Origin of the sequence: Nostoc sp. (genome assembly GCF_036917515.1) — a bacterium.
Classification (GTDB): domain Bacteria; phylum Cyanobacteriota; class Cyanobacteriia; order Cyanobacteriales; family Nostocaceae; genus Nostoc.
On sequence record NZ_JBALDE010000051.1, the window covers coordinates 18,792 to 40,401 of the forward strand.

General features: G+C 41.2%; 21 protein-coding genes, 3 tRNA genes and 3 pseudogenes. 20 read left to right on the top strand and 7 right to left on the bottom strand.

Features of this window, described 5'->3' with window-relative positions:
* Window positions 1–90: 90 nt before the first annotated feature.
* Window positions 91–1,008, bottom strand: a complete 918-nt coding sequence (locus V7K89_RS06155; protein ID WP_335185319.1) for a TIGR04168 family protein — start codon at window positions 1,006–1,008, stop codon at window positions 91–93.
* On the opposite strand from V7K89_RS06155, the gene V7K89_RS06160 reads away from it, so the two are divergent.
* The 5 genes and pseudogenes from V7K89_RS06160 to V7K89_RS35785 form a co-directional block, all read left to right on the top strand.
* Window positions 988–1,143, top strand: coding sequence for a hypothetical protein (locus V7K89_RS06160; RefSeq protein ID WP_335185321.1), 156 nt, complete (start codon window positions 988–990; stop codon window positions 1,141–1,143). The two genes, V7K89_RS06155 and V7K89_RS06160, sit on opposite strands and share 21 nt — an antisense overlap.
* Before the next feature lie 14 nt (window positions 1,144–1,157).
* Window positions 1,158–2,132, top strand: coding sequence for a quinolinate synthase NadA (gene nadA, locus V7K89_RS06165; RefSeq protein WP_335185323.1), 975 nt, complete (start codon window positions 1,158–1,160; stop codon window positions 2,130–2,132).
* Between the two features lie 123 nt (window positions 2,133–2,255).
* Window positions 2,256–2,341: transfer RNA gene (locus tag V7K89_RS06170), tRNA-Tyr, on the top strand.
* Window positions 2,342–2,428: 87 nt separating this feature from the next.
* A tRNA-Thr gene (locus V7K89_RS06175) sits at window positions 2,429–2,500 on the top strand.
* 381 nt (window positions 2,501–2,881) lie between these two features.
* Window positions 2,882–3,001, top strand: a pseudogene (locus V7K89_RS35785) (IS982 family transposase); the annotation flags it as partial.
* An 86-nt stretch (window positions 3,002–3,087) separates the two neighbouring features.
* Here the strand turns inward: V7K89_RS35785 and V7K89_RS06180 are convergent.
* Window positions 3,088–3,633 carry a WapI family immunity protein gene (locus tag V7K89_RS06180; protein ID WP_335185325.1) on the bottom strand — a complete coding sequence of 182 codons (546 nt, stop codon included), beginning with the start codon at window positions 3,631–3,633 and terminating at the stop codon, window positions 3,088–3,090.
* A gap of 355 nt (window positions 3,634–3,988) precedes the next feature.
* Window positions 3,989–4,061 (bottom strand) — tRNA-Arg (locus V7K89_RS06185).
* Window positions 4,062–4,207: 146 nt separating this feature from the next.
* Here V7K89_RS06185 and V7K89_RS06190 point away from each other — a divergent pair.
* The 4 genes from V7K89_RS06190 to V7K89_RS06205 all read left to right on the top strand — a co-directional run bounded on the left by V7K89_RS06190 (window position 4,208) and on the right by V7K89_RS06205 (window position 7,096).
* Window positions 4,208–4,333, top strand: coding sequence for a hypothetical protein (locus V7K89_RS06190; RefSeq protein WP_335185327.1), 126 nt, complete (start codon window positions 4,208–4,210; stop codon window positions 4,331–4,333).
* 85 nt (window positions 4,334–4,418) lie between these two features.
* Window positions 4,419–5,078, top strand: coding sequence for an Npun_F0813 family protein (locus V7K89_RS06195; protein ID WP_335185329.1), 660 nt, complete (start codon window positions 4,419–4,421; stop codon window positions 5,076–5,078).
* Between the two features lie 140 nt (window positions 5,079–5,218).
* Window positions 5,219–6,070 (top strand): hypothetical protein, encoded by an 852-nt coding sequence (locus V7K89_RS06200; protein WP_335185331.1) that lies wholly within the window; start codon window positions 5,219–5,221, stop codon window positions 6,068–6,070.
* 21 nt (window positions 6,071–6,091) lie between these two features.
* Window positions 6,092–7,096, top strand: coding sequence for a transposase (locus V7K89_RS06205; RefSeq protein WP_335185333.1), 1,005 nt, complete (start codon window positions 6,092–6,094; stop codon window positions 7,094–7,096).
* 217 nt (window positions 7,097–7,313) lie between these two features.
* Here V7K89_RS06205 and V7K89_RS06210 read toward each other — a convergent pair.
* Window positions 7,314–7,460, bottom strand: a pseudogene (locus V7K89_RS06210) (IS4 family transposase); the annotation flags it as partial.
* A 597-nt stretch (window positions 7,461–8,057) separates the two neighbouring features.
* Between V7K89_RS06210 and V7K89_RS06215 the strand changes: the two are divergent.
* Window positions 8,058–9,538, top strand: a pseudogene (locus V7K89_RS06215) (gamma-glutamyltransferase family protein).
* 27 nt (window positions 9,539–9,565) lie between these two features.
* On the opposite strand, the gene V7K89_RS06220 reads toward V7K89_RS06215, so the two are convergent.
* Window positions 9,566–10,507: an ADP-ribosylglycohydrolase family protein gene (locus V7K89_RS06220; protein WP_335185335.1), complete on the bottom strand. Its 942-nt coding sequence runs from the start codon at window positions 10,505–10,507 to the stop codon at window positions 9,566–9,568.
* 389 nt (window positions 10,508–10,896) lie between these two features.
* Between V7K89_RS06220 and V7K89_RS06225 the strand changes: the two genes are divergently transcribed.
* The 8 genes from V7K89_RS06225 (at window position 10,897) to V7K89_RS06260 (ending at window position 17,949) form a co-directional block, all read left to right on the top strand.
* Window positions 10,897–11,436: a hypothetical protein gene (locus V7K89_RS06225; RefSeq protein ID WP_335185337.1), complete on the top strand. Its 540-nt coding sequence runs from the start codon at window positions 10,897–10,899 to the stop codon at window positions 11,434–11,436.
* 237 nt (window positions 11,437–11,673) lie between these two features.
* Window positions 11,674–13,587: a sulfite reductase, ferredoxin dependent gene (gene sir / locus V7K89_RS06230; protein WP_335185339.1), complete on the top strand. Its 1,914-nt coding sequence runs from the start codon at window positions 11,674–11,676 to the stop codon at window positions 13,585–13,587.
* 192 nt (window positions 13,588–13,779) lie between these two features.
* Entirely contained in the window at window positions 13,780–13,965 is a 186-nt protein-coding gene (locus V7K89_RS06235; protein ID WP_335185341.1) for a hypothetical protein, read from the top strand.
* 13 nt (window positions 13,966–13,978) lie between these two features.
* Window positions 13,979–14,686, top strand: coding sequence for a 16S rRNA (uracil(1498)-N(3))-methyltransferase (locus V7K89_RS06240; RefSeq protein WP_335185343.1), 708 nt, complete (start codon window positions 13,979–13,981; stop codon window positions 14,684–14,686).
* 68 nt (window positions 14,687–14,754) lie between these two features.
* On the top strand, window positions 14,755–15,819 hold the full coding sequence (locus tag V7K89_RS06245) for a tetratricopeptide repeat protein (protein WP_335185345.1): 1,065 nt from the start codon (window positions 14,755–14,757) through the stop codon (window positions 15,817–15,819).
* A gap of 68 nt (window positions 15,820–15,887) precedes the next feature.
* Window positions 15,888–16,064, top strand: coding sequence for a hypothetical protein (locus V7K89_RS06250; protein WP_335185347.1), 177 nt, complete (start codon window positions 15,888–15,890; stop codon window positions 16,062–16,064).
* A 45-nt stretch (window positions 16,065–16,109) separates the two neighbouring features.
* Window positions 16,110–17,033: a VIT and VWA domain-containing protein gene (locus tag V7K89_RS06255; RefSeq protein WP_335185350.1), complete on the top strand. Its 924-nt coding sequence runs from the start codon at window positions 16,110–16,112 to the stop codon at window positions 17,031–17,033.
* A gap of 25 nt (window positions 17,034–17,058) precedes the next feature.
* Window positions 17,059–17,949 (top strand): after-VIT domain-containing protein, encoded by an 891-nt coding sequence (locus V7K89_RS06260; protein ID WP_335185352.1) that lies wholly within the window; start codon window positions 17,059–17,061, stop codon window positions 17,947–17,949.
* Here V7K89_RS06260 and V7K89_RS06265 read toward each other — a convergent pair.
* Window positions 17,928–18,488, bottom strand: coding sequence for a hypothetical protein (locus V7K89_RS06265; RefSeq protein WP_335185354.1), 561 nt, complete (start codon window positions 18,486–18,488; stop codon window positions 17,928–17,930). The genes V7K89_RS06260 and V7K89_RS06265 overlap by 22 nt on opposite strands.
* 521 nt (window positions 18,489–19,009) lie before the next feature.
* Here V7K89_RS06265 and V7K89_RS06270 point away from each other — a divergent pair.
* Window positions 19,010–19,645, top strand: a complete 636-nt coding sequence (locus V7K89_RS06270) for an esterase/lipase family protein (protein WP_335185356.1) — start codon at window positions 19,010–19,012, stop codon at window positions 19,643–19,645.
* Between the two features lie 49 nt (window positions 19,646–19,694).
* Here the strand turns inward: V7K89_RS06270 and V7K89_RS06275 are convergent, their stop codons facing one another.
* Complete coding sequence (locus tag V7K89_RS06275) at window positions 19,695–20,126, bottom strand: VOC family protein (protein ID WP_335185358.1); 432 nt, start codon at window positions 20,124–20,126, stop codon at window positions 19,695–19,697.
* Window positions 20,127–20,731: 605 nt separating this feature from the next.
* Between V7K89_RS06275 and V7K89_RS06280 the strand changes: the two genes are divergently transcribed.
* Window positions 20,732–21,556 (top strand): TIGR00297 family protein, encoded by an 825-nt coding sequence (locus V7K89_RS06280; protein ID WP_335185360.1) that lies wholly within the window; start codon window positions 20,732–20,734, stop codon window positions 21,554–21,556.
* Window positions 21,557–21,610 lie beyond the last annotated feature (54 nt).

Below are 21,610 nucleotides of genomic sequence, written 5' to 3' on the forward strand. Positions count from 1 at the left end.
TATTTAGGCGCTTTTGTTGGTTAGCACTAAAGCTGACAGATCATACTATACCCTATCATCTACGCAGATTGCACTAGTAGATGCGAATGTCTAAGACATACTACGCGATCGCTCGTACAAAATTTCCTTCTTAGCCACCTGAAAGTCATTCCCCACCCAAACTAGGGAAACTTGCGAAACCATACCCGCTTCTAGAGTGACAATAGAAAAATTACGCAACTTCTCGCTGTCATTTTCCACAATCCGTGGCACACTTGCCGCATTCAAGTAAATTGTTCCCTCTGGACTTTTAAAGATAGATTTCCGCAGCACCTTAGTATGTCTGAGAGTATGGTGCATGTGACCAAATGTCACCAGAGGAATGGTTTTACCAGCAGTCAAGGCATGAGAAATCGCTTCACCAAAATCTGGATCGCCAAAGTCGCCGCCAATTGGGTGCCAGTCTTTGCCGCAGGGGTCTTCGGGGCGATCGCCTAACCCACTAGGCCCATTGTGACCCAAAAATATAATCGTTTCGTAAGCGGCGCTTTTAACTGCTTTAAAAATGCGATCAGCAGATTCTTCCAAACTCGTCACACCGTAACGTTCTTTACAGATTTCCGCGAATTTCCACTCTGAACCACCCCAAGTAAAGGGACGACCCCCCACTACAGTTAATTCCCAAGCGGGAAAATCCAGTTTACCGTAACCGACATGGGACGGGCCTAATAAATCGAGTTGTTCCTGTACCCAGTCTTCCTTAGAGCGGTCATAAGGAGCCTTCTTACGTCCCCATTCGGTGGCGGTATACCATGCATCGTGGTTGCCCATCACGGCTGCTTTGGGAATATCGAGGGAGGCGATCGCTCTGACCACTTCCACCGACTCGTTGCCAAAATCCCCAACAAACAGCACTAAGTCAACACCCAAATGCTTGAGTGCAACGCCATCTTCCACTTCCCATTGGTCGTGAATATCTCCAACTACAGCAATTTTGAGGTTTATCGATTGAGTTTTCTGACTGGTCATGCCACTTTCCTTGCCGTCTATCTCCAGGATATGAAACTCAGCCCGATTTTGACACAACCTCAAAATATCAACCGTCCACTATTTTTGGTAAAAACTACTATAATTGAATCCACAGGACATAAATTTGCAACATAAAGCACCCCTAAACTGTGTTTACCACTGCATTAGCTCAACGAGAAAAAACCCAACCGGGTGAACTACCACTAGATTTGTTTGCGGCGATTGAGAGTCTCAAAAAAGAACTCAACGCAGTTATCCTGGCACATTATTATCAAGAGCCAGATATTCAGGATATTGCCGACTTTATTGGGGATTCATTACAACTGGCAAGAGCCGCCGAAAAAACCAATGCGGATGCGATCATCTTTGCTGGTGTTCACTTCATGGCAGAAACAGCAAAGATACTTAATCCCGATAAATTAGTACTTTTACCAGATTTGGATGCTGGTTGTTCTTTAGCAGATAGTTGTCCACCAGATGAATTCGCCGCTTTTAAAGCAGCACATCCAGATCATCTAGTGGTATCTTACATCAACTGCTCTGCTGATATCAAGGCGATGAGCGATATTATTTGTACTAGTTCCAACGCTGTAAAAATTGTCCAGCAGATACCAAAGGAACAGCCGATTATTTTTGCCCCAGATCGGAATTTAGGGCGGTATGTCATGGAACAGACCAGACGAGATTTGGTACTGTGGCAAGGTAGCTGTGTTGTCCATGAAACCTTTTCAGAAAAGAAAATTGTCCAGTTAAAAATTGCCCATCCCGAAGCAGAAGCAATCGCACACCCGGAATGTGAAAGTAGTGTATTGCGTCACGCCAGCTTTATTGGCTCTACAGCAGCTTTACTCAAGTATTGTCAAAACAGCCCCACCAAAGAATTTATCGTTGCTACGGAGCCGGGAATCATTCATCAAATGCAAAAATTAGCTCCTGACAAGCATTTTATTCCTGCCCCACCGATGAATAACTGCGCTTGTAACGAATGTCCGTTTATGCGGTTAAACACCCTAGAAAAGCTCTACTGGGCAATGAAAAATCGTACTCCCGAAATTACCATGTCAGAAGATATTCGGCTTGCAGCACTGCGACCAATGCAACGAATGCTGGAGATGAGCGTGTAATTAGTATAGGTTTAGATAATTTGTAGAGACGTGACAAAACTGCGTCTCTACTCACAAGTTATTTATCTAACCATTTGCAATTTATAAAAGATAATGCTAATATTTTAAATCGTGAGACAAATTGGGTCGGTGTCCGAGTGGTTAATGGAGACGGACTGTAAATCCGTTGGCTAGCGCCTACGCTGGTTCAAATCCAGCCCGGCCCACCACTTACGAAGTTATAAGTTATAATGACTGGGTAAAGAGCAAAGCTCCCAGCATTTTAACTTACAACTGGAAAATCAAAATTATCTTTTGCCCGTGTGGCTCAGTGGTAGAGCACACCCTTGGTAAGGGTGAGGTCACGAGTTCAATCCTCGTCACGGGCTTTTTAAATAAATATAAATAGAAGAGAAGCATTAAATTTAAGTATTCTCAGAGACAATGCTGAAAATGCTACTTTTGTGGTTATAAGTAAGTTTTGTTTATCCTAATAGATTGGAGATTATCCCTCTTCTGTCACTCTCCGGAAACTTTTGCCATTTCTGAATTCTAGAACTTTTGTATAGCAGGCGTAGGCGTAGCCCGCCACAGGCATCGCGTGATTCTTTTCTAATAACAAATACAAGACCGATTTTTTTCTAATAGTATAGCTTGTATTGATTGCCTCATGAGGCTTCTAGCAATCGCCTTCCTGGAAATGATAGAAGAGGGATAATTTGTAATTACCATAGAAGTTTTAGGTGTTTCTAATCAGCAAATAGCTTCATATATTTAGCAGTATCACCCGTTTTTTTCCTAAATCCATTCACGCGGTAACTTATAAAGGTTTTTTACTGAAACTTGAAGTATTTATTTTTGCATTTACTCTTGAAAAAGCATTTCAGTAAAAGTCAATAGGTTGTGAGAGAGGTAATAGTATGTGGCTTAGTATTCAACTAAATTACCTGATTTAGGTACATTATTAGCTGTACTATCACTGAACAATTGCCTCAAAATTTTTAACAATACTCGGTAGTACACTTGGATCAAAGCTAAACCCAAACTCTAAAAGATGTTTACATCCTAATTTTGATTCAAATCGGGATAGCCGCCCAAACAAAGCCATATGACCAACACTGTCTATTGAACAAATCTTTAGCCAAAACTGATCATATGACATTGATGAAACTTCTGCTTTGCCCTGTCTTTGATTTTCCAATTTTTGCAAGTCTTCAACGAAACTTCTTAAGCTAAAACCATCAATCCACCTCCTAGCTTGACCTGTGAATCCGGATGATTGTACTCTAATCTTAAACTCCCAGTCTCTTGGTTCGATCAAGTTATCTGAGATACCTTCAGTCACAATCATCTCAAGAAAATTATCACCTTCACAAATTAATATAGATTTAACTTGTTGTTTATAAGTATGTTGATCCATCCAGTACCAGTCATCTGAGTCGTCAATCTTTTCCCGCTTTTCAGGACTATCAAATGTCCAATATCCGTTGTGGAAGTCCCACATCTTATAAACATAAATCATTTTTAATCATCCTTATTTTTACTTTGTTTCCGAATTTATTTCTTGATGCGAGTGTATTCTTATTCGTCAGTCACACTTTTAAGCTTTCTCAAATCTTTCATTAGTTTTGGTCTTTCCCACTGTCTAAGTTGTTCATAGAGTCTCATTACATCTTTACGATGTTTCGAGTTTACAAACTTACAACCTAACGGGGTAAAAGAATAGTACTTCTTACTTTCTGAAAGTTCGTCATCGTGATCGCTTTCGTTGCAGTAATATCGCCTTTGTTCTTAGTATGATGCAGCAATAACGAACCCTCAATCGAGGAAATCATCATATCACTTCATATTGCTTGAAGGTTCATATTGAGTTAAAACGAGCGCGGCAGGGTTCGAACCTGCGACCAACGGATTAGAAATCCGTGGCTCTATCCACTGAGCTACGCGCCCAAAACAAAATAATGGCTCGCTAAGGAGTCATCTACACTATTATATCGTCTTCACCTACCAAGAAGCAATCGAAAATTGCAGATTTACCACTAGCAAGGCTAAGATGCTAGTCGCTAGCTAGTCAATTTACATTAAAAACGAAACAGATGGAGTATTGGTTTAGATATATTGAGTCGTCAGTGGGTTATTTGCCTGTTAACGCCACCATACTGTGGGCGGCTACCTTCGGGAAGAATCTAGCGATCGCTAGGCTTATTTCCACAGTATGCTAGGTAATTTCAGCCTTGGCGATGCTGCCAAATGCCATTATATATTCCATATTAAGAGTGCCCCTGTGAGGAGTTATTTGCTAGTGCCATGTTTATTCTCAAACGGCAGGATGTTGAAATATCAAGCATTCAGCACCCAAAAAAGGATCAGCAGGTGCCGATCCTCAGTTATCAAGGGCAGACCTTTCGCTTGATTAGTGTCTTCAAAGCTAGTCAAGAGGAAGAAGCTAGAGCCTTATGGAGAGAATTAACGGATAACCGAGGTAAAGCCTGTGTTTTGCTGGAGGAACCGGAACGCTTTAGCGTTTGGGGTAAAATCCGTTTAGAGCAGCTGGATAGTGACACAGGTGGTCATGGCAAAACGGCGATTTTAATCCAAGCTAGTATTTTGCTGTTGCAAGGTGTTTCTATTGATATTGAAGAGTTTTTAGGTGCTAGGCAAGCTGCCTTATTTGAAAAAGATATTGCGGAGGTGTTCAAGCAGAAGCAATTTCCCCAAACATCCTCCCTAGAAGCAGTTAAATATTTGGTATCTACTAATCCTTTGCTGACAGCCAAAATACCTGATTGGCAAGAAAATCATGTAGTTATCCTGTTACAAGAACTGCATCGATTAGGAAAAGCTTATTTTGGCAACGCCAATTTTACCAAACAAGTGATTTATAAGCTAGAAGATATGCCAGAAGCCGAGCGATCGCTGTTTATCACTTGGCTAAATCAATCGCCACTGGGTAAACTATGGCAGTAGCATGGAAATTTTTTCACAAAATTCCTGCCACTGGCACTTGCTTTTGGTGTCCGATTGTGTCTTGTCTGACAGACATACCGCAAGATATACAGTCTTTTAACTCAAAATCCTGCCAGAGTGCATCTACATAGTCAAGTCCTATGAATAACTTTTACGAGAATTCGTTCCTTTCTAAATCTATTTTTACCACTCAGAACATTGTCTTAGCTAATATTGGCTGGGCCGTACTAGCACTGCTATACTTTTTGTTGTTTAGTGCCAAAGTTCCCGGAGCAGATGGCATAGAAAGCCGGGCCGAGTGGTATGTGATTGGTACAAATATTTTTGAAGCTTTAGCTTATTTGGGTGCCAGTATCTTATGCTTGAGGAATTGGCTGAGTCCACAAATCGTCAGTGGGCGAAATGTTTGGCTCTTAATTGGGTTAGGTATGCTTTCTTATTTCATTGGGGGGATAATTTTCGGCTATACGGAAATAGTTTTAAAAGATGAACCGGATGTATCTGTGGGCGACATATTTTTTGTACTGACTTATCTATTACTTGGCGCAGGCATGATTTTAGCTGTGGCTTCCAGGCGAATCAATCTGGAAAAATGGCAGTGGCTAATTGTGTTAGCAATTGCAGTGTTCGGTAGTTTGTTGGCATGGTGGATTTCTATGCAACAGGAAACACCCTCAGAACTGCTAGTCGCTATTTTAAATTGGTTTTACGTAGTTAGTGATGTGGTTTTGTTAATTATTGCTACCACTCTACTACTAGCATTTTGGGGGGGAAGAGTTTCCCAGTCTTGGCGAATGATTGCAGCGGCGGCCTTTTCGCTCTACATTGCAGATATGTGGTTTAAATATGCCCAAGGCCCCAATTATCAAAGTGGAGAGATATTAGAAGTGTTTTGGGTGTTTAGTGGAGTGTTATTTGGCATGGGCGCTGTCTTAGAATATGACGCATCACTAAGACGAACGCGGCGTACCAGCGGACGTAAACGAGCTTAGTAAAGATTTTTGGTATCTACCGTGAGAAAACTAACAGACTCTGACAAGCAAGAAATTCTTAAGTTATATCGAGAGACTGCCGAAACAACCTCAACTTTGGCAGACCGCTATGGTGTGAGTAACTCGACAATTAGTCGTCTGCTAAAAAGCACTTTGCCAGAGGATGAATATGAATACTTAGTCTCTTTAAAGCGGGCTGCGAGAACTCCTGAAGGAAGGGCACAGGTAAGCTACGAGCAGTTACCGCTGCTGAGTCAACCAGAACCAGAGCCGGAGATAGAAGTTCCACCCAGCGAAAGCCAATCCTTGGAAGTGCCAAAGGTTGAGCCACTACCACGTAAGATAATTCATGTAGAGCAAGAACTTTACTCAGAGGAAACGGCGGAGTCAATTGCTGCTAGTAGACGAGTGCGGCGACGCCCCTCGGCGATGGAGAAACCCAAACTCCGAGTCACAGAGAAATTAGAAACTCCAGAGCCAAAGCCGCCGGAAATAGTCAGCATCCCCATCCCACCGCTAAAGAATGAACATCCAGGAGCGGCTGTCATCGCGCAGATGCTGGGCGAAGATTTGCTCGACGAATCCGAGGATTTGGATGATTTAGAAGATGATGATTTAGAAGATGATGACTTTGAGGAAGAAGACTTTGATGATGATGACCTAGATGAGCAAAGACCTTTAGTTACAAGAAGAAGACCAGGTGAAGCATCAGTTGAAGTTTTACCACTGTCGGTAGCCAATTTGCCCAAAACTTGCTATTTGGTGATTGACCGTTCCTCAGAATTGATTACGCGACCTCTGAAGGACTTTGGTGACTTAGGACAAATTCCCAGCCTGGAAACCCAGCAAAGAACTCTGCCGGTGTTTGATAACCATCGCGTCGCCAAGCGTTTTTCTACTAAACGCGATCGCGTGATTAAAGTTCCAGATAGTAAAATGCTCCATAAAGCTCGTACTCATCTACAAGCTAAGGGCATCACGCGACTGCTGATCGATGGTCAAGTCTATTCGTTGTCTACGGTTTAGGAGTTAGCAGTTAAAGTAGAGCATCGATTCAGTAATTAGAAGCAGGACTGTTTCATCTTTGCATCCATGATTTTTCATCCCCTAGATGGTTGTAATTTTACATCTTTTAGGAAGTAAAACAGCCCTGCCCTACCACCTATGAGAGATTAGAGTGATTGCACATTTGTCAAGAGGGTATAGGAAAAGGAGACAAATCGAGCTTAGAGAAAGGTTTTCACAAGGCTTTGACTACACCTAAGTCTTGGTTTTGTTTTGCAGCAAAGTATTTAATAGGGTTAAGGACTTTGCCTTTATCATAGGCAAGGCTGAAATGATAAAGTCTTCGGTAAATCATTTCCAAAGAAATGTGGTCAAATGGTAAAGCATTAGTGACAAGTTAAAGTGATTAACAATTTGTCAGTAATAGTACTAAAGAGGCTAGTGCCGCAAGGCGGAAGTCAAAACTCAAGCAGGTATACAGCATAAACGTTTTATTGATTTGAAATGGTGAGGCAGTCGCTCAGAGGGGGTTCCCCCCATGAGGAACTGCCTATCTTCGCAGCCTTAGCGAGCCTGCGTACTCTGTAAGAGTTGCAAGCTAGCAAGAGCGTCTCGTAGAGAGCGTCACCCGTTCGCCCTTGGCGTTCCCCAAGGGTAGGGGTAGTTTATTTACGCGCCCATTGTACTAGCATCAATAGAGAAGACCGAACTGCCTCCTCTTGTGGGCGGTCTTTCACTTTAAGCCGACGCACTTGGAACTCAGCACTCTTGATAAAACTGATTTTGTCTTAAGCTTCTACGAATACTTAGGGAGTGTGGTGTAGTCCGCCAAGAATCATTTGGCAAAAAAATATTACTACAGAGCCATTTTATGGAGTTTAATCTCAATCATTATCCTTACCATTCCCACCGTCGAGTTATTTTAGGCAAAAAATATGCTGTTGCTACTAGTCAACATTTAGCAACCCTAGCAGGAATAGAAATGTTTTTAGCAGGAGGAAATGCAGTTGATGCCGCCGTTGCGACTGCGATTGCTTTAACCGTTGTTGAACCTACATCAAATGGAATTGGTTCAGATGCATTTGCAATTGTCTGGGATGGGAAATTACATGGTCTCAATGCTTCTGGAAGAAGTCCTCAACAGGTGAATTTAAAATCATACTTAGGTATGGAAAAAATTCCTCAATTAGGATGGTTATCTGTAACTGTTCCTGGAGCAGTTTCTGCTTGGTATCAATTATGGAATCGGTGGGGAAAATTACCGTTTGAACAATTATTTATTCCAGCAATCCGTTATGCAGAACAAGGGTTTTCTTTGTCTCCCATAACTGCACAACATTGGCAACGTCAAGAAAATATTTATCTGTCTCTAAATTCTCCAGAATTTCAGCCGTTCAAGCAAGTATTTTTTCCTAACACTTGTGCTCCTAAAACAGGATAAATATGGGGGAGTTTATGGTTTGCAGAAACATTAAAAGAAATTGCTAATAGCGGAGGAGAAAGCTTTTATCGAGGAAAATTAGCGGTGGCGATCGCTAATTTTTCTGCTGATACAGGAGGATATTTAACAAAAACTGATTTAGCTAATCATCAACCCATTTGGTGCGATCCAATCTCAACTCAATATAAGCAATTACAAGTGTGGGAAATCCCTCCCAATGGACAAGGAATTGCTGCATTGATGGCACTGAATATTTTAGAAGGCTTGAAAATTGAAAAATATGCTCGTGATTCAAGCGAAAGTTTCCACTATCAAATTGAAGCGATGAAACTTGCTTTCGCTGATGTGTATTCTCATGTTTGTGATCCAGATTTGATGAAGGTTTCTGTTAATCAGCTACTAGATAAAAATTATGCTATACAGCGTCAATCTTTAATTAAAGATACAGCAATTACTCTAGCTAATACAGGATTAACTCAAGGAGGAACTGTTTATTTATGTACTGCCGATCCAGATTTAATGGTATCCTTTATTCAATCTAACTATGAAGGATTTGGTACGGTATTCTAATACCTGAAACTGGAATTTCTTTACAATGTCGGGCAGCAGGATTTACTCTACAAGAGGGACATCCTAATCAAATTGCACCACAAAAACTTCCATTTCATACTATTATCCCCGGTTTTCTCACTCAAGACAATCAACCTTTAGGCCCTTTTGGAGTTATGGGTGCACCAATGCAACCACAAGGACACTTACAAATGGTAGTTAATTTATCTGACTATCAAATGAATCCTCAAGCTGCTTTAGATGCACCTAGATGGCGATTTTTAGAAGGTAATAAGATCCTTCTAGAAAAGGGTGTAAGTTCTGAAATTATTGCAGGCTTAAGAAAGCGAGGTCATAATCAAGAAATTGCTTCTGAAATAATGTTCGGTAAAGGTCAAATGATTCTGAGACATAATGGAGTGTTAGTTGCTGCTTCTGAATCTCGTTCTGATGGTTTAGCATTAGCATATTAAGCACTTGGATTTTTGATAAGATCGGGACTAGCTGTAAACAGACCTAGCAAAACGCTCTGCCAAGTAAATAATGTCTTGTCTACGAGCAATTTGGTTCATCCATTGTTTAGGAATATTTTCCACGCCGTAGTAAATTCCCGCTAATCCACCAGTAACGGCGGCGGTAGTATCGGTATCTCCGCCTAAGTTAACAGCTTTCAGTACTGCCTCAGAATAAGACGAGCTATTTAATAAACACCACAAGGATGACTCCAAGGTGTCAATTACATAGCCACCAGAATTAATCTCTTCTACTGGTATCTTGGCAATCTCACCACTCAAAACTCTGCCAAAATGCGGCTTCTCTAACAAAAATTCCCGCACCGAATAAATTGTTTGAATATCTTGCAATCCTTGTATATAAGCTGTTTGGGGGTCAGCCCCTTCCAAGAGCGCCACTGCAATACTAATATAAATGCCACAGGCCATTTGCGATCGCGCATGAGCATGAGTAATTGCCGAAACATCATGTACCCGCGCCAGCAATTCGCCTAAAGTTAAGCTTCTGTGACAATAAGCCATCGGCAAGATTCTCATTAAAGAACCATTGCCATTACTATTTTCAACCTTACCGCCCGCCTGATGGGGAACAACTCCCTGCTTCAGACGCATAATTGCTGTGTGGGTAGTTTGACCAATGTCAAAGACATCACCACGAGGAGTCCAGTAAGCTTCCTTGTACCACCGCCAGAAGGAATTGGCTATAGCATCCAAGGAATACCCCCGACAAAGGCATTCTGCCAAGCAAAAGCTTAAGGAACTATCATCTGACCAAGTTCCTGGTGGTTGATTCCATGTGCCATAACCCAACATTGTTGTCACTGGAGATTTCACTCGTTCAGCACGGCTAGTAAACTCCACTGGCACACCCAACGCATCACCGACACATAAACCCATCAAACCAGATAACGTTTTTGCAGCGGTTAGCATTATTCAATCTCCACAAGAATTGCTCAAAATTAACTTTATAGATTCCTTCTATAGCTTGTTGCAACAGATGTTACAGCCTATTTCATCATCTTTGAAAAGCTCGGCAAAATTATTAATTGGGTATTTTATTTACCATATTCTGACTTCGTTTTAGTTCCAAATGTTGTGCCACTTTTCAAAGCGTCTATTTTTGGAACAAATAACCCGGATAAAAAGACAGTGAAAGTAATTATAACAGCTTAACTATTATTTTCAGAAATAGTTTGCCTCTAAGGTTTAGGCATCAATAGCAACATTTATTTAATAAAATTTGGGAAACATTTGGAACATTCTCAATTTATTTTCGACCTGGAATATACAAGTAAAAAATACAAAATTTGGTAAAAATTATGAAACGCTTACTCAAGTCTTTCGTGACAATTTCTGCATTGTCTTCCTTAATAGTTGCTCCTTTTATTCTATCAGCTGGTCAAGCTTCTGCTGAAACTAAAAAGGGTACTGATGCTAGTTATGTTGGTGCTGGTGTTGCAGCTGGCGTTACCAGTGGCGGACAAGGTATCAATGATGATGCTACCTTTGGCGGTAATGTTACAGGTCGCGTGAAATTAGGAACTACGCCGTTTTCTGCACGTGGTAATGTCCTTTGGAGCGATAAAACAAGTGCCATCATCCCAGAACTTTCTGTGGATGTGCCTATTGCTAATAGAACTAATGCCTATTTAACTGGTGGTTATTCTTTTGTAGAAAAAGATGGTTCACCAACTCCTATAGGTAACAAAGATTCAGTAGTGGTAGGTGCTGGTGTTGAATCGGAAGTTGCTAACAATTTCCTTGTCTACACTAATGCTAAAGTTGGAGTTGGTGCCTACCAAAATAGCGATGCTTCTGCTGTTAGCATCAATGGTGGTATTGGCTATCGCTTCAAATAAAAAGTTATTGAGTCCTCAGTCAGTTTATACTTTACTTAGTACTCAGGACTCAGCACTAAAAACTCACTATTCCCAAAAGCTGGTTTTGTTAAGTATTACATCACTGACAAAGCCGGCTTTTGCCGTGGTAAAATTAAAATATTCCTCATTATTCCGGCCGGATTACCGGGGATAAAGTAGCCGAGGGTGCTGATTCGGCGTGTACTAATGCTTTATTGAGAACACTATACAAGTCTAATGGTTAATGCTCCTTCCCCCATCGCTAGCCGTAAGCCTTCCAAACTCGAAGGAATCAAGGAAAATAGTAATTTTTTGCGTGAACCTGTAGCAACTGAGATCCTTCAAGACACTACCCATTTTACTGAAAATGCGGTGCAGCTTTTGAAGTATCACGGTTCTTACCAGCAGGATAACCGCGACAACCGCACCAAGGGACAGGAAAAAGATTACCAGTTTATGCTGCGGACAAAAAATCCGGGTGGTTTAGTACCACCGCAGCTGTATCTGGCTTTAGATAAATTAGCTGATGAGTATGGCAACCACACGTTACGAGCAACTACCCGGCAAGGTTTCCAACTGCACGGTATTTTAAAGAAGAATCTTAAATCAGCGATCGCTACCATTGTCAACAACTTGGGTTCGACTTTGGGAGCTTGCGGTGACATCAACCGCAACGTGATGGCACCACCAGCCCCTTTTAAAAATCGCCCAGAGTATCAGTATGCTTGGGAATATGCCCAGAATATTGCTGACTTGTTATCAGCACAAACAGGCGCTTATTACGAAATTTGGTTAGATGGAGAAAAAGCAATTAGTGCTGAAGAGAACCCAGAGGTGAAGGCAGCACGAGGGCGCAATGGCAATGGCACAATTATCCATGACAGCGAAGAACCGATTTATGGCACTCACTATATGCCCCGCAAGTTTAAAATTTGCGTGACAGTGCCAGGGGATAATTCGGTGGATTTGTATTCTCAAGACCTGACGTTGGTAGTAATTACTAATAAGAAGAAACAGCTAGAAGGATTTAATATTTTTGCTGGTGGTGGTTTAGGTAGAACACACGGTAAAGAAGAAACTTTCGCTAGATTAGCAGACCCCATCGGTTATGTGACCAAGGATGACGTTTACGACATAGTGAAAGCGATTGTTGCTACCCAGAGAGATTATGGTGATCGCACCGACCGTCGTCATGCCAGATTAAAATATCTAATCAACGATTGGGGTGTAGATAAATTTCGCACCCAAGTTGAAGAATATTTTGGTAAAGCAGTTGAAGCTTTCAAACCACTGCCAGAGTTTAAATATCACGACTTCCTCGGCTGGAATGAACAAGGAGATGGCAAGCTATTTTTAGGAATTTCCATTGAAAATGGTCGAATTAAGGATGAAGATTCGTTTCAACTGAAAACTGCCTTGCGGGAAATTGTCGAGCAGTTCAACTTACCCATCCGCCTGACACCCAACCACAATCTGATTTTTTACGATATCGAACCAGATAACAAGGAAGCTATTCAAGACATTCTCAGCCGTCACGGTGTCGGAGACGACCCTAGCAAAATCGAACCTTTAGTACGCTATGCAATGGCTTGTCCGGCTTTGCCCACTTGCGGTTTGGCAATCACGGAATCAGAACGCGCAATACCAGGTATTCTGGAAAGAGTTCGCGCCCTTTTGGATAAATTAGGTTTACAAAAAGAACATTTTGTGGTAAGGATGACAGGATGCCCCAACGGTTGCGCTCGTCCGTACCTGGCAGAATTGGGCTTTGTCGGTAGCGCTCCAGAATCTTACCAATTATGGTTAGGAGGTTCGGTAAATCAGACTCGACTGGCACAATCTTACATAGAAAAGCTGCACCATAATGACTTGGAAACCTTCTTAGAGCCGATTTTTGTTTACTTCAAGAAATCTCGGAAATCGAAGGAAAAGTTTGGTGATTTTTGCGATCGCGTTGGTTTTGATGCCATCCGCGAATTTGCTGCCACATACGAACCCCAAACAGCCGATGGTGCAAATAAATCGCGCCATCGAGTCAATTTGAAAGAAGAGATTTATAGCAAGTTGAAGGAAGTAGCAGAAAGTCAAGGTAAGCCGATGACTCAGTTAGTTACTGAAGCTCTAGAGGCCTACTTTCAGAATCTTTCGTAAGCCGGAAAATTGAAGATAATAAAACTACAGATAGACACAGATAAATCCATCTGTGTCTATTTGGTGTAAATCCTAATACAGTTAGGTAACACATCCACAGGAAAACTGAACTATGGTAACAACAGCAAAATTCGCAGAGACTAGGGATGTGCTGCAAAACATCAGCTGGCAGACATTCAAAGCAACGGAAATGTGTTGAGAATCTACACCCTTAATATTGGACAATACTCCCAAAGCGATCGCAGTCCGACTTTTGCGCCTGTACTGGTGATGGAGATTTCCCGATTTATCCAAGAAAGCAAAAAAGTTGGACAAATATCAGCAACTCGTGCTTTCCGTACCTGGGTTAAACAGCAGATATCTATAGCAGGACAATAATTTATTCAGAAAAATGTCCCAACTGCAAAGAATTGCGATCGCATCCTCCCAACTCCAACAAGAGCAAATTTTACTCACAAAAGAACAACAACATTATTTGGGGCGTGTGTTGCGCTTGCATGAAGGCGATCGCTTTATTGCAATGGATGGTAAGGGAAAATGGTGGTTAGCGCAGTTAGCAGGGCAACAAGCACAGATTTTAGAATCGCTTTTGGTAGAAACAGAATTACCTGTATCGATTACGCTGATGGTGGCGTTGCCCAAAGGTAATGGATTTGATGAAGTAGTCCGGTGTTGTACAGAATTGGGAGTAGCTTGTATTGCACCAGTCTTGAGCGATCGCACTTTGCTTCATCCTAGTCCTCAAAAGCTCGAACGCTGGCGGCGCATCGCTGCGGAAGCCGCCGAGCAATCAGAGCGCTCATTTGTACCGACAATTTTAGAACCTGTTGCTTTTAATACTGCTGTCACCGCGAATCAGACAAGTCACCGTTACATTTGTGAGGCTCGTGGAGAGTATCCCCATTTAAGCAAGGTGCTGAGTAGCATTTCTGAGGAGCTTGTCATTGCTACTGGGCCAGAAGGGGGATGGACAACACAAGAAATTGAAAATGCGAAATCAGCAGGATTTCAACCTGTTTCCCTTGGTCGCCGCATCCTGAGAGCAATTACAGCCCCAGTAGTAGCATTATCCTTGATTACCGCGACTTGTGAAGTATAAATGATTTATAGCTCACGCAAAATTACTTTTGCGCGAGACATCACTCCAACGTGTATTTAAAGTAAGTGATGATTGAGCAAGTTGCGATCGCCTTTGAGCATAAAGATTATCAAACAGCAGCTAAATTACTCAAACAGCTGCAAAAAGAATCACCTGAAAATCCTTGGGTACAATATTATCTCGGTCGGCTACATGAAGTAACTCAAAAGCATCAAGATGCAGAAAAAATTTATCGGCAACTGCTGCGAGATACAAGGAATGTCAAAATAGTGACCCTCGCACGCCAAGGTTTGCGACGGCTACAAGAAATTGAGCTAGAAGAAAGACAAAGAGCTATTTCCCGAGCAAAATCTGAACCAAATAACACCGAACTTGGCGTACTAGTCTTAGAGCCACTCAGTAACGAACTGAAAACAGAAGTGTCTCGAAAATTTGCCCAAATTATGCAGCTAGACCCCTACACTGCACGACTGGTACTGCCAAGTCGTGGCTGGAAGTTGTACCGCACTGGCCAAGTAGGAGAACTAAAATTTTATGGCAAACAGCTACAGCAGGCTGGTATTCCTTGCTTTTGGGCAACAATAGTTCAAATTCAGCAAATTCAAGTTTATCAAGTCAAACATTTCCAAGCATCTACCCCACAAGCTACTGTTGTTTGTCGTAATGAGGTAAATCAACTCGGTTTTCTCACCTTTGACTGGTCAGAAGTCACAGCAAGAGTAGTAGGACTTTTGCCAATTTTTGAACAAGTTGTAGATGTTGATACCCGCCGTAAACTGGAATGGAAAACTCAAACACAAGACTATGCTCAGTTTTGTGATTTACACATACCTGGTAGACGCTGCATTCTCCGACTTTATGATAACGGCTATGAATTTCAGCAAGGTTTAGAAATTATTCCCCAAGCTAGCCAAAATACAATCAGAATTAATTGGAATAGTTTATCAAATTGGATTGATCAGCAACTTCCTCAAGTCAAAATCTGGTCAGATTTCACGTCTTTTGCAGATACAACATTAGATCAAACAGAAATGCTGAGTCATATCAAGTCTCACATTGGTCTATTTCGTAGAGAACAGACTAATTGGGATTCAGCTTTTCATTTATATAGTGGACTGGTGTTTGTTAAATAATTCGTAATTCGTATTACCTACCTGAATAACTAAGTTCACAAATCAAATCGGAGTGTTATATCAAATCTATGAATATAGTCAGTACTAAAAACCAACAGCTAGGGGGTTTGTACGTTCAATTCCCTCAAGGAGAGCAACTAGTTTTTCCGCTCAAGCATACGGAAGTTATAGCAAAAATTGCAGGTAACTTGTCACGAGTTGAGGTCATCCAAAGTTTTAAAAATCCCTTCACACAGCCTTTATAAGCAGTCTATATCTTTCCGTTACCTGATGAGGCAGCGGTGGATGATATGGAAATCAAAATAGGCAATTGCACAATCATAGGTAATATTAAAAAACGTGAAGAAGCTGTAGCTATCTACGAAAAGGTAAAACAAGAAGGACGTACAGTTGGACTTCTAGAACAGGAACGAGATAACATCTTTACCCAATCTCTGGCTAACATCAAACCTGGCGAACAAATTGATGTCACAATTCGTTACACAGAAAGCTTAAAATTTGAGGCGGGAAACTACGAATTTGTTTTCCCGATGGTGGTGGGGCCAAGATATATTCCAGGAACACCGATAGATGGTAGCGGTGATACAGACCAAGTTCCTGATGCTTCGCGCATTACACCACCTGTAGTCTTAGAAAAAAGGCGCTCACTTCACAATATTAATGTCACGGTAGAAATTGATGCGGGTTTACCAATTTATGAAGTGCGTTCTCCTTCTCATCAATTAAAAATTGAATACTCAGGTCAAATTGTGCGGATTCAATTAGCTGGAGAAGATACAATTCCCAACAAAGATTTAATTCTCCGCTATCAAGTTTCTGGTAAAAAAACTCAATCTACAGTATTAACCCAAGCCGACGATCGCGGCGGACATTTTGCCATATATCTAATTCCAGCTTTGGAATATTCCACTGATGAAATTGTCCCCAAAGATGTTGTATTTTTAGTGGATACTTCTGGTTCCCAATCTGGCGATCCGTTGCAAAAGTGCCAGGAATTGATGCGGCGATTTATCGATGGGTTAAATCCCAACGATACTTTCACAATTATCGATTTTTCCGATAGAGTCAGGCAGTTATCGCCAACACCTCTGCCGAATACATCAGAAAATCGTGCCCAAGCGATCGCTTACATTAACAATTTACAAGCTGATGGCAGCACAGAAATGCTCAGTGGCATTCGTACAGCCATAAATTTACCCAAAGGTAGCGCCTGATTTATTCAGCGAACAACCATTAGTTTTGTTTGGTCGCAAACAGGATAGAGCTAGCGGAAATCTTCAAATATCCGGCATTGCTGCGGGCGGTAAGCACTATGAAAAAACATTTAACCTGATATTTAAGGAAACAGGAAATCTTGCTGTAGCGCAGTTGTGGGGACGCGCTTGTATTAAAGACTTGATGAATCAAATGGTAAGTTTTGAAACCAAAGCTGGTGTAGAAGCAATTACAGAAATAGCCTTAACTTATCAACTACTTTCTCAATACACCGCTTTTGTGGCTGTCAGCGATGACGTGCAAGTTGAACCAGGAAGCGAATATATGTCTATGCAAATGCCAGTGGAAATGCCTGAAGCAGTTAGTTACCAAGGAGTGTTTGGCAATGCTTTGGCTGGTGGTTTTGCGCCTCAAAGGAAATTCTCAAAGTTATCAGCGCCAGCTTCAGCACAAGCTCCAGATTTTCTCCGGCAAAGGCGATCGCCACAATCTTCAGCAACCAAAGAAGTCGAGATATCTTTGAGCTTTGATTTTGAGGAGACGGAACAAGATGAAATATTAGACGCAGCTATCAACCATCAGTTAGAGGTGATCGGCGTTACTGGCTTGGATGACACAGAAATTGCTGACTTAACCCAACACCTTCAACAACTAAACTTTCCTTCCAGCTTCAGTGGTGAAATTGTCTTTGAGTTCACCGTCAACAAAGGTCGGGTAGAACAGGTAGTTTTGGATGAGGAAACTTCAACCCTAAAAGATGCGATTGTAGTGAAGAAAATTAAGCGATCGCTTTATACTTTGGAGAGTTCCCCCATCTACAACTGGCAAAGTTATCTTAACCTTGCATCTTCACGTTTAATCTATAGAGACCGTAAATTTACGGTCTCTATGAATTATTTAGGTGTTTTAATCTGACGTGCCATGTCTAGATAAGCACTCATATTCGCTCCTGGACGACGACGACCATTAGAGCTAGTAGCCGAAGGAGCAAGATATTTTGGTGCAAAGGTTGTTTCAGTTGGCTGCTCTTTAAGTACTTTGGCTGCTGCGGCTTTTTCTTTGTTGCCCGGTTCAATTTTAACACCTTCAGCAGTCTGGACTAGTTGAACGTCCGCTGGTTTGGGATTTTTAGCTGATTTTTCCTTAGCATTAGTTTTAGTAGCAGCAGTTTTTGTTCCATTCGACGAATCTGGCTTAGATGCAGTTGGTGCTTCTGATGAAATTGTCTCTGCTACTTTCTTCGCATTCGATGCAACTGTCGATGTAACTGTCTCTGCTACTTTCTTCGCGTTCGATGCTACCTCTTGAGCAGCATCTTTGGCGGCTTCTTTGGCTTCGTCCAATTCTAAAAAGTAGCCGTTGCTTTTCTTCCCTGGTAACAATCCGGTAATGAAACCCAGAATACCGCCAAAGAAACCCTGAATACCCGAAATTAACTTTTTGATAAAATCCATTACAATTACTCCTGCCTTTTAGCTTTTATATTTTGAATTCGACCGTAATTGTTAAAAATCACGACAAAATGTTACATTATCTACTTAGCGTCACCCCCTTCTGGTGACAACCCTTATAGCTTTGTGCTTAATTAACATTGTAGTAAAACCACAGGGCAAATGTTCTATTGCAAGCATTTGCAACCTGCACATACCGAGAACTAATTATTAAATTTTACTGTAGCTAAGAGCAAGATTCTGAAAGCAAGCTTTACAATAATTAACATTTCTTTGTTTGGTAAATATCCAATTGAAGTTAAACAGGCAGTTTACTCTCAACCAGTGGGAAGAGTGTCATAGCCGAATAGCAGATGGCTAGATTAATTTGTAAAACTTTATACAAATTATCTTTGAAAGCATTTCAGTTTTGTTTGCAACAATATCTTTTAAAGAATCCGAAAAGCAATAGCTTCAGTTTGTAGAGCAGTATGTATCTACAAAAGTAAAATACACTCCTTAATTCAGTTAGATTTTGTAAATAAATGAACATTGAAAATCAACAACGCAATCCCGTTTTGTTAATACACGGCATTGACGACACAGAAGCAGTTTTTCATAAAATGAGGGCATACCTTATACAACAGGGTTGGTCTGTATATAGCCTGAATCTAGTTCCTAATAATGGTGATGTGGGTCTTAATGAATTGGCAAAACAAGTAGCCGATTATGTTACAGTGACCTTTGCACCAGAACAACGTCTAGATTTAATCGGCTTCAGCATGGGAGGAATTGTCAGCCGTTACTATGTTCAGCGATTGGGAGGAATTAACCGCGTGCAGCGATTTATTACCATCTCTTCGCCCCATCGTGGAACTGTTGTGGCTTATGGTTCTCGCCGTCCTGGTTGCTTACAAATGCGCCCTGACAGCATTTTTCTCAAGGATTTAAATTCTGATGCTGTAATATTGGGGCAGCTAGATTTTACGTCTATCTGGACACCTTATGATTTAATGATTGTCCCAGCAAATAGTTCACAAATGCCTGTAGGAAGCCAAGTAATAGTACCAGTTACTCTACATCCTTGGATGTTGACAGATTCCAGGAGCTTAAAAGTAGTTACAGCAACTTTAGCAAAGGGTATTAAGCTACCTTTGCTGAATAAAAAATCCAGTCAATAGCCAGGATGCTTACCATACTGGCATTTTTTAATTTTTAATTTTTAATTTTTTAAGTCCTATCCCCAATTTGTGTATGTTCGTAATTTCCAAAAATCGCCTCTGGGTAACGATAATACTTGAATTCCATGAGGTTATAAAAAGGATCTTCTAAAAAGAAAGTGCGATGCTCAAGAGCAGAACCGACAAAGCGATTTTTAGTTTCTTCGCGAAAAAGTAGCTGTTGTTGGTGTGCCCTTTTTAATAAGTCTTGCCAGTCATGTTCTTGGGTAAAAATTAGCCCAAAGTGTCTGGGATAGATAGTGTGTTGTGGTGTCAAAGCTTCTTTAGTGACATGAGCCACTAATTGATGGCCGTAGAGATTGAGAATTAGAGCATGATGGTTTTCACGACCAGGAATGCACCCCAAACCATCTACATAATATGCTTTTGTTTGGGCAATGTCAGTCACAGGGAAAGCCAGATGGAATAAAGTTTGGCTCATAGCTTGTGTGAAAAAGACTAGTATTTTATGCTATCTACAATTTATGCTATTAAGTTTTGATTGTGGTTAACTCGAACACAGTTTTTATTGACATTAACTTATATCCTTTATCCTGATGACTAAGATTGGGGACTGAGCAATACTTTAGCCACTGTACTCTGCGGCTACAGACTTTGTTCTTTATCTACATAATTTACACTTAATTCTTTAGGTAACTGCTTTGGCTTATGCAGCTATATTAATTTAAGTTTGTATAAGGAGATATTTAGGAACGTAGATTTAATCACTTACAACTTTCATCGAGTGTATTGAGAACTTAACGCACCATAATAAAGTGCTTGGGTTGGATTACGCACTCCAAGAGTCCGCCTAACTCAAAGAAGTTTTGCATTTTGTTTAATCCACGTTCTTTAGTTAATATTGCAGTGTATCTCTAAGACATCGTTTATAATTTTACACTAAGCTTTCAGAGCAATGCCTACGCAATTTAGTCAATAATACAAACATATTATTTGAGCTAGAGAGGTTTCAAAAATAAAGCACCAAGCATGAAAAATTGGTTATTCTGTTGATATTAAGACAAAATTACTCATGATTAATTGCTGATGTCAACCTCAATTGATTCTGTAAATCCCTGGTTAGTAGCAGTAGTATTAAACACAATTTTATTGGGTTTAGCTTGGATTGCTCCGAAAAAGCTACTTACCCCTGCTGGATTATTTCACGCCTGGTTCTTAGCCATCTTAATTTGGGTAACATTAGGCTGGCAAGGATATGCAGTAGTAATGTTCTATTTTTTGGTTGGTTCTGGCGTTACCCGCATTGGTATGGCGCAGAAGGAGGCAGAAGGAATTGCCGAAAAGCGTTCTGGGGCTAGAGGTCCAGAAAATGTTTGGGGTTCGGCTTTGACTGGGGCGCTGTGTGCCTTGGGAGTAGGAATAATAAATTCGGGATTCCTCGTACCTACTTCCCAGTCTCTAATCCCCATTACCCCTTATCCCCAGGGGGGACTCCACCTTCCCCAGTCCCTATTATTGTTAGCCTATGTAGCAAGTTTTAGTACAAAGCTGGCTGACACCACTGCTAGTGAAGTTGGTAAAGCTTATGGTAAAAGCACCTTTTTGATTACCACACTCCAACCAGTACCTCGTGGTACAGAAGGAGCGGTAAGCTTGGAGGGAACTTTAGCTGGGATTGTGGCTTCTGTAGCGATCGCATTTGTGGGTTGGGGAATTGGTTTAATCGATCTATTGGGAGTAGCTTGGTGTGTGCTGGCAGCATTTATTGCCACCAGCTTAGAAAGTGTGATTGGGGCAACACTGCAATCTAAGTATACCTGGCTAACCAATGAAGTAGTAAATATTTTTAATACATTAATTGGTGCGATCGCATCTGTACTACTTGCTTGGACATGGATAACTTTCATTTAATTAGACCGAATAAAAACAATTACTCTGTTTAGGTGGGGCATTGGGCATTGGTAG